Source organism: uncultured Sphingomonas sp., assembly GCF_913777625.1.
Lineage (GTDB): Bacteria > Pseudomonadota > Alphaproteobacteria > Sphingomonadales > Sphingomonadaceae > Sphingomonas.
The window spans coordinates 75450-90427 of record NZ_CAJYTI010000026.1; the positions used below are offsets into that span (position 1 = coordinate 75450).

The 14978-nt window shown below is 68.1% G+C and carries 13 protein-coding genes; 6 read left to right on the plus strand and 7 right to left on the minus strand.

Features of this window, described 5'->3' with window-relative positions:
• Positions 1–53 precede the first annotated feature (53 nt).
• The 4 genes from QZ814_RS13880 to QZ814_RS13895 form a co-directional block, all read right to left on the minus strand.
• Positions 54–338 (minus strand): hypothetical protein, encoded by a 285-nt coding sequence (locus QZ814_RS13880; RefSeq protein ID WP_294333229.1) that lies wholly within the window; start codon positions 336–338, stop codon positions 54–56.
• A gap of 63 nt (positions 339–401) precedes the next feature.
• Complete coding sequence (locus tag QZ814_RS13885; RefSeq protein WP_294333232.1) at positions 402–1832, minus strand: efflux transporter outer membrane subunit; 1431 nt, start codon at positions 1830–1832, stop codon at positions 402–404.
• Between the two features lie 5 nt (positions 1833–1837).
• Positions 1838–5014: an efflux RND transporter permease subunit gene (locus QZ814_RS13890; RefSeq protein WP_294333235.1), complete on the minus strand. Its 3177-nt coding sequence runs from the start codon at positions 5012–5014 to the stop codon at positions 1838–1840.
• A gap of 6 nt (positions 5015–5020) precedes the next feature.
• A complete protein-coding gene (locus QZ814_RS13895) occupies positions 5021–6223 on the minus strand; it encodes an efflux RND transporter periplasmic adaptor subunit (protein WP_294333237.1) in 1203 nt (400 codons plus the stop codon).
• Positions 6224–6325: 102 nt separating this feature from the next.
• Between QZ814_RS13895 and QZ814_RS13900 the strand changes: the two genes are divergently transcribed.
• From QZ814_RS13900 to QZ814_RS13920, 5 genes are read left to right on the plus strand one after another with little or no spacing between them, the layout of a single operon-like run.
• The gene (locus tag QZ814_RS13900; RefSeq protein WP_294333239.1) at positions 6326–6958 is read left to right on the plus strand and encodes a TetR/AcrR family transcriptional regulator; all 633 of its coding nucleotides are present in this window, start codon (positions 6326–6328) and stop codon (positions 6956–6958) included.
• A gap of 47 nt (positions 6959–7005) precedes the next feature.
• Positions 7006–7770, plus strand: a complete 765-nt coding sequence (locus QZ814_RS13905; protein WP_294333240.1) for a (Fe-S)-binding protein — start codon at positions 7006–7008, stop codon at positions 7768–7770.
• A complete protein-coding gene (locus QZ814_RS13910) occupies positions 7767–9158 on the plus strand; it encodes a lactate utilization protein B (protein ID WP_294333243.1) in 1392 nt (463 codons plus the stop codon). The genes QZ814_RS13905 and QZ814_RS13910 overlap by 4 nt, the downstream gene beginning before the upstream one ends.
• Positions 9155–9772 (plus strand): LUD domain-containing protein, encoded by a 618-nt coding sequence (locus QZ814_RS13915; RefSeq protein ID WP_294333245.1) that lies wholly within the window; start codon positions 9155–9157, stop codon positions 9770–9772. The genes QZ814_RS13910 and QZ814_RS13915 overlap by 4 nt, the downstream gene beginning before the upstream one ends.
• 12 nt (positions 9773–9784) lie before the next feature.
• On the plus strand, positions 9785–10333 hold the full coding sequence (locus QZ814_RS13920) for a hypothetical protein (RefSeq protein WP_294333248.1): 549 nt from the start codon (positions 9785–9787) through the stop codon (positions 10331–10333).
• Between the two features lie 168 nt (positions 10334–10501).
• On the opposite strand, the gene fucP is transcribed toward QZ814_RS13920, so the two are convergent.
• The 3 genes from fucP to QZ814_RS13935 all read right to left on the minus strand — a co-directional run bounded on the left by fucP (position 10502) and on the right by QZ814_RS13935 (position 13945).
• A complete protein-coding gene (gene fucP, locus QZ814_RS13925; RefSeq protein ID WP_294333252.1) occupies positions 10502–11785 on the minus strand; it encodes an L-fucose:H+ symporter permease in 1284 nt (427 codons plus the stop codon).
• Between the two features lie 91 nt (positions 11786–11876).
• Positions 11877–13199 carry an L-fuconate dehydratase gene (locus QZ814_RS13930; protein WP_294333256.1) on the minus strand — a complete coding sequence of 441 codons (1323 nt, stop codon included), beginning with the start codon at positions 13197–13199 and terminating at the stop codon, positions 11877–11879.
• Positions 13200–13204: 5 nt separating this feature from the next.
• Positions 13205–13945 (minus strand): SDR family oxidoreductase, encoded by a 741-nt coding sequence (locus QZ814_RS13935; protein ID WP_294333259.1) that lies wholly within the window; start codon positions 13943–13945, stop codon positions 13205–13207.
• A 129-nt stretch (positions 13946–14074) separates the two neighbouring features.
• Here QZ814_RS13935 and QZ814_RS13940 point away from each other — a divergent pair, with 129 nt between their 5' ends.
• On the plus strand, positions 14075–14929 hold the full coding sequence (locus QZ814_RS13940; protein WP_294333263.1) for an IclR family transcriptional regulator: 855 nt from the start codon (positions 14075–14077) through the stop codon (positions 14927–14929).
• Positions 14930–14978 lie beyond the last annotated feature (49 nt).

Genomic DNA, 14978 nt, shown 5'->3' on the forward strand with positions numbered 1-14978 from the left:
GCGACTGGATCCCGGCTTTCGACGGGATGACAGTTGCTTGAAGCTACCCCGCTTCAGCTCACCCGGCGGAGATGCTTCCCGCCATAGCGCTGGCCGATATAGGCGCTGAGGCGGTGGAGATAGTTCTTCGCATTCTCCGCCTTTTCCGGGCAGCAGGGCAGCGGGTTCTTGCTGATGCCCGCCGCGCGGCGATCGACCTTCTGGCAGAGAAGCTCGATATCCTGCCGCGTCAGCAGGTTCTTCTCGCGCATCACGCAGAGCAGGCTTTCCAGGATGATCAGCGTCTCATCCCCGGCCTGGACCTGGGGCATTTCCACCGGTTGCGATTCGTTCTGCATCACCGCACCTCTCCGTTCCTATTGGATCCAGAGAGTATGCGGATTTTTGCAGCTGGCAAGGGCTCACTCGAGCCCGCCACCTAAGGTTCTATACAGGGTGACCAGATTGCTCGCGCGGCTGAGCCGGGTGGTGACCAGCTGTTGTTCGGCGGCATAGGCACTACGCTGCGAATCCAGCGCGGTAAGGAAGGAATCCACCCCCGCCCGGTAGCGTGCGTCGGACAGGCGGGCGGCCACGTCGGCGGCCTGGGCACGCGCGGTCTGCGCACGTACCTGCTCGTCGATCGTCCCGCGTTGGGCCAAGGCGTCGGAGACTTCGCGGAACGCGGTCTGGATCGCCTTCTGGTAGCTCGCCACCGCGCCCTCGCGCGCGGCCTTGTAGTAATCGAGGTTCGCCTTGTTCTTCCCGAAATCGAAGATGTTCACCGAGGCGGTGGGCGACACCGTGTAGGTGTCGGTGCCCGAGCCGAACAGCTTGCCGATCGTGGTGGCGATCGAGCCGCCGGTGGCGGTGAGCGACAGGCGCGGGAAGAAGGCGGCGCGCGCCGCGCCGATATTGGCGTTCTGCGCGATCAGCTGGTGCTCGGCCTGGAGCACGTCCGGTCGGCGGAGCAGCACCTCGGACGGCACGTTGCCCGGCAGCGCGTCGATCGTCGCCTTGCCGTCGCCCAGCGTGTCCGGCAGCAGCTCGGCCGGCACGGGCGCGCCGGTGAGCAGCTGGAGCGCGTTGATATCCTGCGCGATGCGGGTCTGCGCCGTCGCCACGTCGTTTCGCGCGGACTCGTAGCTCGTCTCGGCTTGGCGCGACTCCAGCTCGGAGGCGGTGCCGATGCGGAACTGCGCGCGGGTGAGTTCGAGCGACTGGCGATAGGCCTCCAGCGTGCGCTGGGCGATCGCCAGCTGGTCGCGGTCCGAGGCGAGCGTCAGCCACGCGCTGGCGATCTCGCCGATCAGCGTGATGCGGGTGGAGCGCTGCGCCTCGCCGCTGGCGAAATATTGCTCCTGCGCCGCACGGCTCAGGTTCCGCAGCCGGCCGAACAGATCGATCTCGAACGAGGTGATGCCGCCCGAGACGCTGAAGTTCTGCACGTCCTGCACCCCACCGGCACCCGCGGCACCGCCCGAGCTGGCGGCGAACTGCGCCGTGTTGGTGTAGGTGCCGGTGCCGCTCACGCCCAGCGCGGGAAACAGGTCCGCCCGCTGGCCGCGATAGGTCGCCCGCGCCTGCAGCACATTGGCGGCGGCGAGGCGCAGGTCCTGGTTGTTGTCCAGGCCGAGCTGGATCACCTTGCGCAGGCGATCGTCGACGAAGAAGTCGCGCCAGCCGATCTTGCTGATGTCGGGCGCATCGGTCGCGGCCGCCGGGTAGACGCCGCCCTGGGGCAGCGCCGCCGGTACCGCCGGCTCGGGCCGGCTGTACTTGGGGGCGAGGTTACAGGCCGAGAGCGCGGTGCTCGCGGCGAGCGCGAGGAGCAGGGGGAAGCGGTTGGTCACGGCCGTCAGGCTCCCTGGGGCGCCGAAGCGCCGCCGTCATGGGTGGTTGCGGGGGGCGTATCGCCCTTGGTGCGGCGGCGGTCGAACAGGTTGCGCACCACCACGAAGAACATCGGCACCAGGAAGATGGCGAGGATCGTCGCGGAGAGCATGCCGCCCACCACCGAGCGGCCGATGGCGTTCTGGCCGCCGGCGCCCGCGCCGGTGGAGATCGCCAGCGGCAGCACGCCGAAGATGAAGGCCAAGCTGGTCATCAGGATCGGGCGCAGACGGAGCTTGGCGGCTTCCACCGCGGCGTCGAAGGCGCTCATGCCCTCGCGCATCCGTTCCTCGGCGAATTCGACGATCAGGATCGCGTTCTTCGCCGACACGCCGATCGTGGTGATCAGGCCGACCTGCAGGTAGATGTCGTTGTTCAGCCCCGTCAGCTTCGCCGCGAGTAGCGCGCCGACCACGCCGAGCGGCACCACCAGGATGACCGAGATCGGCACCGACCAGCTTTCGTAGAGCGCGGCAAGGCAGAGGAACACGATCAGCAGCGACAGCGCGTAGAGCGACGGTGCCTGGCCGCCCGACAGGCGTTCCTCGTAGGAGAGGCCCGTCCATTCGAGCTGGGTGCCCGGCGGCAGCTTGGCGTGGATCGCCTCCATCGCCGCCATTGCGTCGCCGGTCGACACGCCGGGGGCCGGCGCACCGAGGATTTCCATCGCCGGCAGGCCGTTATAGCGGGTCAGCTGCACCGGTGCCTGTTCCCAGCTGAGCGTGGAGAAGGCGGTGAACGGCGTCATCGTGCCGGTCGCGCCGCGAACATAGAGGTTCGCGATGTCCTCCGGGGCCAGGCGATAGGGGGCATCGGCCTGGACATAGACGCGCTTGACGCGGCCGCGATCGACGAAGTCGTTCACATAGGCGCCGCCCCAGGCCGCCGCGATCGTGCTGTTCACCGAAGACAGGTCGAGACCGAGCGCCTTGGCCTTGTCCTGGTCGATGTCGACCTTGAGCTGCGGTGCATCCTCCAGCGAGTTCGGGCGCACGCCGACCAGGCGGTGGTCCTGCATCGCCATGCCCAGCATCATGTTGCGGGCCTGGAGCAGGCGCTCATGGCCGATCCCGCCGGTGTCGACCAGCTGCAGGTCGAAGCCGGTCGCGTTGCCCAGTTCCTGCACCGCCGGCGGCGTGATCGCGAAGATCAGGCCGTCGCGATATTGCGAGAAGGCGCCCATCGCGCGGCCGACCATCGACTGCGCCGAATTCGCACTGCCCTTGCGGTCCTTCCAGTCCTTGAGCGGGATGAACACCAGGCCGCTGTTCTGGCCGGCGCCGGCAAAGCTGAAGCCGTTGATCGTGAACACGCCCTGGACGTTGCCCGCCTCCTGCTTGAGGAAGTGGTCGCGGACGAGTTCGAGACCCTTGTCGGTGCGCGCCGAGGTGGCGCCCGCCGGTCCCTGGACCAGCGCGATGGCGATGCCCTGGTCCTCTTCCGGCAGGAAGCCGGCGGGCAGCCGCAGGAACAGGAAGGCCATGCCCCCGATGATCAGCAGATAGACGAGGCCCGAGCGCTTCCAGCTGCGCGCGGTGGCGCGCACGCCCTTTTCGTAGCGGCGCTGGCCGTTGTCGAACTTCTCGTTGAACCAGCGGAAGAAGCGCGCGAGCGGGCCATGGCCTTCCAGCTTGTTGGGGTCGTGCGGCTTGAGGATGGTGGCGCACAGCGCCGGGGTGAGCACCAGCGCCACGAACACCGAGAGCACCATCGCCGAGACGATCGTGATCGAGAACTGGCGGTAGATCACGCCGGTCGAGCCGCCGAAGAACGCCATCGGCAGGAACACCGCCGACAGGACCAGGGCGACGCCGACCAGCGCGCTGGTGATCTCGTCCATCGACTTGCGCGCCGCGTCGATCGGGCTGAGATGCTCGGTGACGATCAGGCGCTCGACATTCTCGACGACGACGATCGCGTCGTCGACGAGCAGGCCGATCGCCAGCACCATGCCGAACAGGGTGAGCGTGTTGATCGAATAGCCGGCGATCGCCATCACCGCGAAGGTGCCGAGCAGCACCACCGGCACCGCGATCGTCGGGATCAGCGTGGCGCGGAAGTTCTGCAGGAACAGGAACATCACCAGGAAGACGAGCACCACCGCTTCGATCAGCGTGTGGACCACCTGCTCGACCGACAGGCGGACGAACGGCGTGGTGTCGTACGGATAGATGACCTTGATGTCGCCGGGGAAGGTCTTGGCGATCTCGTTGACGCGTGCCTTGACCAGGTCGACCGTGGTCAGCGCGTTGGCGCCGGGGGCGAGCTTGATGCCGATGCCGGTGCCGGGCTTGCCGTTCCACTTCGAATCGAAGCCATAGCTCTCCGCGCCGATCTCGACGCGGGCGACATCGGCCAGCCGCACGACCGAGCCGTCGGTGCCGCTCTTCAGGCGGATCTGGGCGAACTGGTCGGGGGTGGTGAGGCGCGACTGGACCGAGACGGTGGCGTTGAGCATCTGCTCCTTGGGCGCCGGGCGAGCGCCCAGCTGGCCGGCGGAGACCTGCGCGTTCTGCGCCTTGATGGCGGCGGTCACGTCGTCCATCGTCAGCGCGTACTTGTTGAGCTTTACCGGATCGACCCAGACGCGCATCGCATATTGCGAGCCGAAGATCTGGGTGTCGCCCACGCCGTTCACGCGCGACAGCGGATCCTGCAGCTTGGACACGGCATAGTCGGCGAGATCGGTGCCGCTATGCGACCCGTCCTCCGAATAGAGGCCGATCACCACCAGGAAGTTCTGGGTGGCCTTGGCGACCTGGATGCCCTGCTGCTGCACTTCCTGCGGCAGGAGCGGGGTGGCCGCCTGCAGCTTGTTCTGCACCTGCACCTGGGCGATGTCCGGGTTGGTGCCCTGCTCGAAGGTGAGCGTGATCGTCACCGTGCCGGCCGAGGAGGACGAGGACGAGAAGTAGCGAAGGTGGTCGATCCCCTTCATCTGCTGCTCGATGATCTGCGTCGTCGTGTTTTCCAGCGTCTTGGCGTCCGCCCCCGGATAGGTGGCGGTGATCGAGACGGCGGGCGGCGCGATGGCGGGGAACTGGGCGATCGGCAGCGTGCGGATGGCAAGGATGCCGGCCAGCATGATGATGATCGCGATGACCCATGCGAAGATGGGGCGATCGATGAAATAGCGGGACATGGGGTTTTACTTCCCTTGAGCCGGAGCAGCGCCGCCCGGCTGGCCCTGGGCCGGCTTGGCGTTGGGATCCCAGGGCTGCGGGGTGACCGGCATGCCCGGGCGCAGCATCATCGCGCCCTCGACGATCACCTTGTCGCCCGGCTTCACGCCGCCGGTGACGATCCAGCTGTCGCCGGCGGTGCGGCTCGTCTGGATCGGCCGCGGCTCGATCTTGTTCTGGGCACCGACGACCAGCACGATCGGGTTGCCGCGCTCGTCGCGGCTCACCGCGCGCTGCGGCACCAGCATCGCGTTCTGCTGGGTGCCTTCGACCAGATGCGCGCGGACGAACATGCCCGGCAGCAGCAGGCCGTTGGGATTGGGGAACAGCGCGCGGATCACCTGGCTGCCGGTCGTCTGGTCGACGGTCACGTCGGCGAAGCGCAGCGTGCCCTGCGGGCCATAGTCGTTGCCGTCTTCGAGCTTCAGCGCCACCTTGGCGTTGCCGTCCCGGGCGACCTTCCCGGCCATGATCGCCTGGCGCAGCTTGAGCACGTCGGCGCTCGACTGCTGGATGTCGACATAGATCGGGTCGAGCCGCTGGATCGTGGTCAGCGCATTGGCCTGCGAGGCCGAGACCAGCGCGCCGGTGGTGTAGATCGACCGGCCGATGCGGCCGCTGATCGGCGCGCGGATGGTGGTGCGGGCCAGGTCGATCTCGGCGGTGGCGAGCGCGGCCTTCTGCGCGGCGACGTCGGCGCGTGCCTGGGCTGCGCTGGTGACGGCGTTCTCGTAATCCTGCTTCGAGATCGCGTTGATCTTGGCGAGCTCGCCATAACGGCGGGCCAGCGCCTCGCTGGAGGCGATCGCCGCCTGGGCGCGGCCGAGCGCCGCGCGGGCGCTCGCGACCGAGGCGCGATAGGGCGCCGCATCGATCCGGTAGAGCGGCTGGCCCTGGCGCACCATGTCGCCTTCGGTGAACAGCCGTTCGAGGATGATGCCGTTCACCTGTGGGCGCACGTCCGAGCTCTCATAGGGGCTCAGGCGACCGGGCAGTTCGCTGCTGAGCGGAACGGCCTGCTGCTGGACGACGATATAGGAGACCGGCGGGGGCGCTGCCTGCTGGCCGCCGGCGCCGCCGGGGCCTCCGGCGCCCTGCTGCTGGGGCTGGCCGCCACAGGCGGCGAGGACAAGCGCGAGTGCCGGCGCGGTGTGACGGAGAAAAGTCATGCTTCAGCCTGCCGTTGTGATATATGTGAGTGAACGTTCGCTCACATTCGCCGCTACTGCGAAGCGAGTGACTCGGTCAAGACGAATCTATAGGTGGCTTGGATGGCAGAAACCACGGAAGAAGGCGGAGTTCCACACCGCGAAAAGGCCATGTTGCGCCGCGAGAAAATCGTCTCGGCGGCGCGCAGGTTGTTCATTGCGAACGGTTTTCACGCGACGGGCGTCGCCCAGATCGCCAAGGAATCGGGCATTGCGGTAGGTCAAATTTATCGTGATTTTTCTTCGAAAGAGGCGATCGTTGCCGAGATCGTGCAGGTGGACTGCATGGATTTCCTCGCGCCCGAGTCGCTGAGCGCGGGCATCCAGAGCGGCGATCCGGAGTTCGTATGGAACTGGCTTACCGACTTCGTTCGCCCTGAGCCGGACGAATCGGACCCACTGTTTGCTGAAATCGTTGCCGAAACCGCCCGCAACGAACGCATCAGGGCGATCTTCGAGGGCACGCGCGAAGAGGTGTGCAGCACGATGCTGGTCGCCCTCTCCGCGCTGATCCCGGGTGAGGCCTTTGCCGAACGGCGCCTGGCGCTGGCCGGCGTTATCACCGCGACCGCACTCGGCCTGATGCAGCACCGCTTCCTGAGCCCCGCCGAGGATACCGATCGCGCTGCGGCGCTGATGCTGCGGATGCTGCGGCGCGAGGTCGCCGACATGCAGGCCGAGGCCGCCAGAGGCTGAGCGGCGCGCTTTCTGGAAAGCGCTCCCAGAATATGCCAAGGGGCGGCATGAGCCAGGATCCGCCGTCCCGCGTCGCGCTGTTCGTTACCTGCCTTGTCGATGCGATGCGGCCGCGGATCGGCTTCGCGGCACTGCGGGCGCTGGCGGACGCCGGCTGCACGGTGGTGGTGCCGGAAGCACAGACCTGCTGCGGCCAGCCGGCGCTCAACTCGGGCGACCGCGCCACCGCGACCGACTTCGCGCGGCGCAACGTGGCGATGCTGGAGTCGTACGAGGCAATCGTCGTTCCGTCGGGCAGCTGCGCGGGCACGATCCGCTGCCATTATCCCGAACTGCTCGCCGACGATCCCGAATGGGCCGTGCGCGCCGAAGCGGTGGCGGGCAAGACCTGGGAGATCCTCGCCTGGCTCGACGCGCGCGGCTGGCGGCCCGAGGGCGTGGCGCTGCCGGCGACCGCGACCTATCACGACAGCTGCTCGGGGCTTCGCGAACTGGGCATCAAGGCGCAGCCGCGGCGGCTGCTCGGCGCGGTCGACGGGCTCGACCTGGTGCCGCTCGCCGGCGAGGAGACGTGCTGCGGCTTCGGCGGCACCTTCTGCGTGAAATACCCGGCCATCTCCAACGCCATCGCGGACGAGAAGGCGGCGGCGGTGGAGGCTACGGGCGCGGGGCTGCTGCTCGCCGGCGATCTCGGCTGCCTGATGAACATGGCGGGCAAGCTCCACCGGCGCGGGGCGGACGTGCGCGCCTTCCACACCATCGAGGTGCTGGCCGGCATGGCCGACGGCCCGGCGATCGGGGAAGCGCAATGAGCCGGGCGTTCGACGCACGGGTCGACGCCGCGCTCGCCGACCGCCAGCTCAAGATCGCGGTCGAGCGCACCGCCGGTACGGCCGAGGCCAAGCGGGGTGCTGCGATCGGCGCCTGGCCCAGCTTCGCGGCGGCGCGCGAGCGGGCGGCGGCGATCAAGGACCATGTGATCGCCAATCTGGGCAGCTATCTGGTGCAGTTCGAGGCGGAGGCAACCGCTTCGGGCGCGACCGTTCACTGGGCTGCGACCGCCGACGAGGCCTGCGCGATCGTCGTGGAGATCTGTCGCAAGGCGGGCGCCAAGAGCGTCGCCCGCTCCAAGTCGATGCTCGGCGAGGAGATCGGCCTGCCGCACGCGCTGGAGGCAGCAGGGATCGGCCGGGTCGAGACCGACCTTGCCGAACACATCATCCAGCTCGCGGGCGAGCGCCCCTCGCACATCATCTGGCCGGCGATGCATAAGACGCGCGAGCAGGTTTCCGAGCTGTTCCACGCCCGCCACCGCGAGCCGCATGTCGAGGAAAGCATCGCCGCGATGGCGGCGAGCGCGCGGCGGCAGTTGCGGGGCGAGATGCTGGGCGCCGATGTCGGCATCTCGGGCGCCAATTTCCTGATCGCGGATAGCGGGCAGGTCTGCACCGTCACCAACGAGGGCAATGCCGAGCTCTCGCTGGTGCCGCCGCGCGTGCATATCGTGACGGCGGGGATCGAGAAGCTGGTCCCCTCGATGGATCATGCGGTGCATCTGCTGCGGCTGCTCGCCCGATCGGCGACCGGCGCGGCGCTGACCCAGTACACCACCTTCTATGCCGGGCCGAAGCGGACCGGGGACCGTGACGGGCCCGAGGAGATGCACATCGTGCTGGTCGACAATGGCCGCAGCGCGATGCGCGACGAAGGGCTGGCGGAGATGCTCCGCTGCATCCGCTGCGGCGCGTGCATGAACCACTGCGTGGTGTTCCGGCAGATCGGCGGCCATGCCTATGGCGGCACCTATCCGGGGCCGATGGGATCGGTGCTGACCCCTGCGCTCGACGGTCTGGCGGCGAGCCGCGACCTGCCCAACGCGTGCACGATGAACGGCAAGTGCCAGGAGGTGTGCCCGGTCGCGATCCCCCTGCCGACCTTGCTGCGCGGCTGGCGCGAGAAGAGCTGGCGCGAGGGGCTGGAGCCGGTGACCCTGCGCCAGGGGCTGGGGGTCTGGGCCTGGGCGGCGCGGCGGCCATGGCTCTACCGGACGGGCGTGCGCTGGGCGATCCGGGCGATGCGGCTGGCCGGGCGCGGCTGGATCGCGAAGCTGCCGCTGGCTGGCGGCTGGACCGGCGGCCGCGACTTTCCGGCACCCGCGGCAGAGAGCTTCATGGACCGCTATCGAAAGGGCGAACGATGAGCGCGCGCGACGCGATCCTGGCGCGGCTGGGGCCGGCGCGCGACCCGGTGGTGCTGGCAGCGGAGGCGGCGAGCCTGCTCGCGGGCGAGGAGGGCGAGCGGCCGACGGGGCCGGAGGATCTGGTGGCGCGCTTCCTGGCGCAGCTCGCCCAGCCGAGCGTGGCGGCGACGCATGCGCGGATCGGGTCGCTGGCGGACTTGCCGGGGGCGGTGGCGGGGTATCTCGCCGCCGAGGGCGCGACGCCGTCGCTATGGCTGCCGCCCGATGCGCGGGTGGCGGGGCTCGACTGGACCGGACTTACCCGCCTGGCGGAATGCCCGATCGACGACGGCGCGGTGCTCGCCTTCGCCCGCGCCGGGGTGGCGGAGACGGGCTCGCTGGTGTTCGAGACCTCGCCGCAAGCGCCGATGCTGCCCAACTTCCTGGCGCTGCGGCACATCGTCGTGCTGGAGGTCGCCGGTCTGGTCCGCTGGCTGGAGGAGGCCGCGCCTAGCGGGGCAGTGCCGCGCGCGCATTACTGGGTAACGGGCGTCAGCGGCACGACCGACATCGAAGGCACCTATGTCCGCGGCGCGCATGGGCCGCGGTTTCTGCATGTGGTGCTGGTGGGGTGAGGGGCGGGCAGAATGAGCGTCTTGGCGAGAGTCCTGATCATCGGTGCGGCAGTGGGTCTAGCGACCATGATTTCTCAGCACGTTCGAGTGCGCGTCCGACGCGATGAAAGCGGGTGGAAGCAGCTGAGGCCGGGATTCTTGGTCTACTTCATGTTGTTCGGCTGTGCGTCGTTCGTTGTACTCGCCGGCTCCTTCTTGTTGACCGCAGATCCGACGCGGCCCGACGCGCAGGAGCAAAATTTCTCTGCGCTATTGGTACTGATCGGATTTGCGATTGCCGGAGCCTACCCAGTTTGGATCGCATATGGCAGGCGCGTTAAATGGAAATCGAGCATGATCCTCGTACGGAGCTGGACGGGTAAGGAGCGAATGTTCTTAATTCCCGAACTGGTTTCGATGGAAAAGCGTGAGCTCTCCGAGCAATACCGCTTGATATTCCAGACGGGTGAGGTGGTCCGCTTCTCCGCGAATTTGCGAGGCGCGACGCAGTTGATATTGGATATCGAAGACTATCTCGACAGTCTTCCGTTCGAAGGTCAGGCTTCGTCCTTAGCGACATAGAAGACATTTCATGCATCCTCCCCTGCAAGGGGAGGTGGCAGCCCGCAGGGCTGACGGAGGGGTGTCGACGACGGGGGCGCGGGCCTCCGCCGCAGGCCGGGACACCCCTCCACCACCGCCTTCGGCGGCGGTCCCCCTCCCCCTCCGGGGAAGGATCTTTTCAGGCTCTCAATGCCCCGCCGGCGCCAGTTCCACGTCCCCCGCCGTCCCCGTCGCGCGCACCCCGAAGCCCAGCACCACGAGGAACGCCACCGCCGGCACCAGCAGCGCCATGTTGATCCCCGCGAGGTCGGACAGGTGCCCCATCGCCGCGGTCAGCACCGCGCCGCCGATGATCGCCATCACGATCAGCGAGGCGCCGATCTGCTTCAGCGCGCCCAGCCCGCCGATGCCGATCGCGAAGATCGTCGGGAACTGGATCGACATGAAGAAGCTTGCCGCTACCAGCGCATAGAGCCCGGTCGTCCCGCCGACGAACACCGCCACCGCCGCCAGCGCCGCCGACAGTCCGGCGAACACCACCAGCAGTTGCGGCGCCTTCACCTTGCCGAGCAGCGCCGCGCCGACGAAGCGGCCCACGCCGAACAGCACCAGGCTGGCGAACAGATAGTCGGCCGCGCCCTGCTCGGTGAGGCCGGGCAGGTTCACCTGCGCGTAGCGGATGGTGTAGCTCCACAGCCCGACCTGCGCGCCGACATAGAAGAACTGCGCCACCACCGCGAACACCAAGGTCCGGTCGCGCAGCACGGTGCCGAGCGCCTTGCCCGTCGGCACCGCGGGCGCGTCGCCCTGCTTGCGGTTGTCCGGGAAGGCGATCAGCGCGGCGGCGATCGCGAAGGCGAGCACGACGAGGCCGATCACCAGATAGGGCGTCTGCACCGAGGCGAGTTCGCCGCGCAGCGTCGCGGTCCGCTCGGCGGCGGACATCGCCGCCAGCGCCTTGTCGTCCTGCGCGAAGCTGGAGAGGATGAAGTATTTCCCCACCAGTACGCCGAAAATCGTCCCCAGCGGGTTGGCCGCCTGGGCGAAGTTGAGCCGGCGCGCGGCGCCTTCGGGGCTGCCCAGCTCGGCGATCAGCGGGCTGGCCGAGGTCTCGAGGAAGGCGAGGCCGCAGGCGATCACGAACAGCGCCGCGAGGAACCAGCGATATTCGCCGAAATGCGTCGCCGGATAGAAGAGCAGCGCGCCGATCGCGTAGAGGGTCAGCCCGGTGACGATCGCCGCCTTGTACCCCCGCCGCCGCGCCAGCATCGCCGCCGGCGTCGCGAGCAGGAAATAGCCCATGTAGAAGGCCTGCTGGACGAAGCTGGTTTCGAAATCGCTCAGCGTGAAGGCGCGGCGGAAGTGCGCTATCAGGATGTCGTTGAGGTTGTTCGCCATTCCCCACAGGAAGAACAGCGACACCGTGAGGATGATGGCGGGAGTGTAGCGTTGGGCGGCCGTGCGGGCCATAAATCCTCTCCTTGGGGTCCGATGCCCTTGTTGGGCTTGTTCGGCAGGGTGTCCAGAGGCAGCAGGGGCTCCGCCAACGGAGCCCCCGTCCTCATCCGCGGAAGCGATAGGCGTCCAGCGTTTCCGGCTTCATCTCGATCGAATAGCCCGGGCGGGTCGGCGGCATGTACGCCGCGTCCTGGATCACGCAGGGCTCGAGGAAATGCTCGTGGAGATGGTCGACATATTCGATCACCCGGCCTTCCATCGTGCCGGCGAAGCACAGATAGTCGATCATCGACAGGTGCTGGACATATTCGCACAGCCCCACGCCGCCGGCGTGCGGGCACACCGGCAGGTTGTAGCGCGCGGCGAGCAGCAGCACCGCCAGCGCCTCGTTCACCCCGCCGATGCGGCAGGCGTCGAGCTGGATCACGTCGACCGCGCCGATGGCCATGAACTGCTTGAACAGGATGCGGTTCTGGCACATCTCGCCGGTCGCGACCTGCACCTGGCCGATGCCGTCGCGGATCGCCTTGTGGCCCAGCACGTCGTCGGGGCTGGTCGGCTCCTCGATGAACCAGGGCTTGGCGAAGGCGAGCGCGTTGACCCACTCGATCGCCTGGCCGACCTCCCACACCTGATTGGCGTCTATCATCAGCTTGCGATCGGGGCCCAGCACCTCGCGGGCGATGCGCAGGCGACGGATATCGTCTTCCAGGTCGCGGCCAACCTTGAGCTTGATATGGTCGAACCCGGCATCCACCGCTTCCTGGGCGAGGCGCCGCAGCTTCTCGTCGGGATAGCCCAACCAACCGGCGGACGTGGTGTAGCAGGGATAGCCCTTCGCCTCGAGCGTGGCGACGCGCTCGGTCTTGCCGGCGGCACGCTCGGTGAGCAGCGCCAGCGCCTGCTCCGGCGTGATCGCGTCGGTAAGGTAGCGGAAGTCGATCGCGCGGACGAGCTGTTCGGGCGTCATGTCGGCGACGAGGCGCCACACCGGCTTGCCCTCGGCCTTGGCCCAGAGGTCCCAGATCGCGTTGACCACCGCGCCGGTGGCGAGGTGCATCGCGCCCTTGTCTGGGCCGATCCAGCGCAGCTGGCTGTCGCCGGTCAGGTGCCGCCACATCCGCGCGGGCTCCTCGGCGATCCAGGCGAGGTCGAGGCCGATCACCAGATGGCGCATCGCCTCGATCGCCGCGACGCAGATGTCGTTGCCGCGCCCGATCGTGAAGGTGAGGCCATGGCCTTCCAGGCCCGGCACGTCGGTCTCCAGGATGACATAGGCCGCCGAATAATCGGGGTCCGGGTTCATCGCGTCGGAGCCGTCGAGCGCCGTGCTGGTCGGGAAGCGCAGGTCGACCGTGCGCAGGCCGGTAATCTTGGCGGAAAGGGCCTGGGCGGCGGTGACGCCGGTGGAAAGCGCGTTCATCATGTCCCTTAGTTGACCCAGCCGCCGTCGATCACATGGACCGCGCCGGTGGTGAAGGCCGCTTCGTCGCTGGCGAGATAGCAGACGAGCGCGGCGATTTCCTCTTCGCGGCCGAGGCGACCCATCGGCTGGCGGGCGACGAAGGCGGCGTGCGCGTCCTCGACGCTGATGCCCGACGCATCGGCCTGATCGGACACGCGCTGGCGCAGGCTCGGCGTGTCGACGGTGCCCGGGCACACCGCGTTGCAGCGGATTCCCTGCGCCACGAAGTCGGCGGCGACCGCCTTGGTCAGGCCAATTACCGCAGCCTTGGACGCGCCATAGGCGTGGCGGTTGGGGATGCCCTTCACGCTGGAGGCGATCGACGACATGTTAACGATCGCACCGCCGCCATGCGCCAGCATGCCCGGCAGGAACGCACGGATCATGCGGTGCATCGCATGGACGTTGAGATCGAAGGACAGCATCCAGTCCGCGTCGCTGCCGTCGAGGATCGAGCCTGCGGCGACGAAACCGGCGATGTTGGCGAGCGCGTCGATCGGGCCGATCTCGGCGGGAAGCGCGGCAATCGCGGCGGCATCGAGCAGATCGAGCGTGATGGCGTCGACCCCCTCCATCGTGGCGAGTGCAGCGGCATCGCGATCGAGGGCGAACACGCGCGCACCTTCGTCGCGCAGGCGGAGTGCGGTCGCGCGGCCGATGCCATGGGCGGCGGCGGTCACGAGCACGGTTTTGTTGTCGAAGCGCATAGCCTTCCCTCTTGCTAGCCTATTTTCATCTGTCAAAGTAACTTTCATTTCAATACCCCTAAGACCAATTTTAACGAATTGGATTCAGATTGGCATGACAAGGCCGGACGCGCGCGATAGCTTGGCGGCATGACAGAGAGAGGATCGGCCGCTCCCGAGGAGCGGCAACCAAATTATGCGGCGCCGGCGCTGGAGAAGGGCATCGAGGTCGTCGAACTGCTGAGCGATGCGCCGCAGGGCCTGACGATCAGCGAGATCGCCCAGCGGCTGGGCCGTTCGATCAGCGAATTGTTCCGCATCATCGTGGTGCTCGATCGTCGCGGCTGGCTGCACAAGGATGCCGCAAGCGATCGCTACCGGGTGACCTACCGGCTGCTCGAAATCGCGCATCGCGCGACGCCGGCGCAGGAACTCACCCATGTCGCGACGCCGCTGATGCACAGCCTGGCCGCGGCGACCGAGCAATCCTGCCATCTGGTGGTGGTGACCGGCACGCGCGGCCTGATCGTCGCGCGGCAGGAAAGTCCCGGGCAGACCGGCTTCGCGGTGCGGCTGGGCACGACGATCGACCTGCTCACCAGCTGCTCCGGCCATGTGCTGCTCGGCGCCATGGACGAGGCACGGCGCAAGGCGCTGTATCCGCGCGGGTTGCCCAAGGGCTTGGCGGCGCGGCTGGAGGCGGTGCGGGCGCAGGGGCACGAATCGATCCCTAGCGCGCGCATGGCCGGGGTGTCGGACATGAGCTGCCCGGTCTATGGCTTCGACGGCCATGTCGTCGCGGCGCTGACCATCCCCTTCCTCGCGGCGATCGACGATGCACCGCATGTCGCGCAGGACGAGGCGCTGGCGATGCTCAAGGCGACCGCGCAGGCGATTTCCTCGGCACTCGGCTGGTTCGATCGGGTGGAGGCGCCGGTCGTGCCGAGCCTCTCGGTAGCCAAGCCGGTACGCCGCCGCAGGCCGCGGGCGAAGGCGGAGGCGTAAGGGGGCGCCGTCTCTGCCCCCGGTGGTCGGCGGTTGGATATGCGCCAAA

Bases quoted from the DNA above. Each gene is read 5' to 3' on its own strand.
- QZ814_RS13880 (WP_294333229.1), bottom strand. From the start codon at position 338: ATGCAGAACGAATCGCAACCGGTGGAAATGCCCCAGGTCCAGGCCGGG.
- QZ814_RS13890 (WP_294333235.1), bottom strand. From the start codon at position 5,014: ATGTCCCGCTATTTCATCGATCGCCCCATCTTCGCATGGGTCATCGCG.
- QZ814_RS13895 (WP_294333237.1), bottom strand. From the start codon at position 6,223: ATGACTTTTCTCCGTCACACCGCGCCGGCACTCGCGCTTGTCCTCGCC.
- QZ814_RS13900 (WP_294333239.1), top strand. From the start codon at position 6,326: ATGGCAGAAACCACGGAAGAAGGCGGAGTTCCACACCGCGAAAAGGCC.
- QZ814_RS13905 (WP_294333240.1), top strand. From the start codon at position 7,006: ATGAGCCAGGATCCGCCGTCCCGCGTCGCGCTGTTCGTTACCTGCCTT.
- QZ814_RS13910 (WP_294333243.1), top strand. From the start codon at position 7,767: ATGAGCCGGGCGTTCGACGCACGGGTCGACGCCGCGCTCGCCGACCGC.
- QZ814_RS13915 (WP_294333245.1), top strand. From the start codon at position 9,155: ATGAGCGCGCGCGACGCGATCCTGGCGCGGCTGGGGCCGGCGCGCGAC.
- QZ814_RS13920 (WP_294333248.1), top strand. From the start codon at position 9,785: ATGAGCGTCTTGGCGAGAGTCCTGATCATCGGTGCGGCAGTGGGTCTA.
- fucP (WP_294333252.1), bottom strand. From the start codon at position 11,785: ATGGCCCGCACGGCCGCCCAACGCTACACTCCCGCCATCATCCTCACG.
- QZ814_RS13930 (WP_294333256.1), bottom strand. From the start codon at position 13,199: ATGATGAACGCGCTTTCCACCGGCGTCACCGCCGCCCAGGCCCTTTCC.
- QZ814_RS13935 (WP_294333259.1), bottom strand. From the start codon at position 13,945: ATGCGCTTCGACAACAAAACCGTGCTCGTGACCGCCGCCGCCCATGGC.
- QZ814_RS13940 (WP_294333263.1), top strand. From the start codon at position 14,075: ATGACAGAGAGAGGATCGGCCGCTCCCGAGGAGCGGCAACCAAATTAT.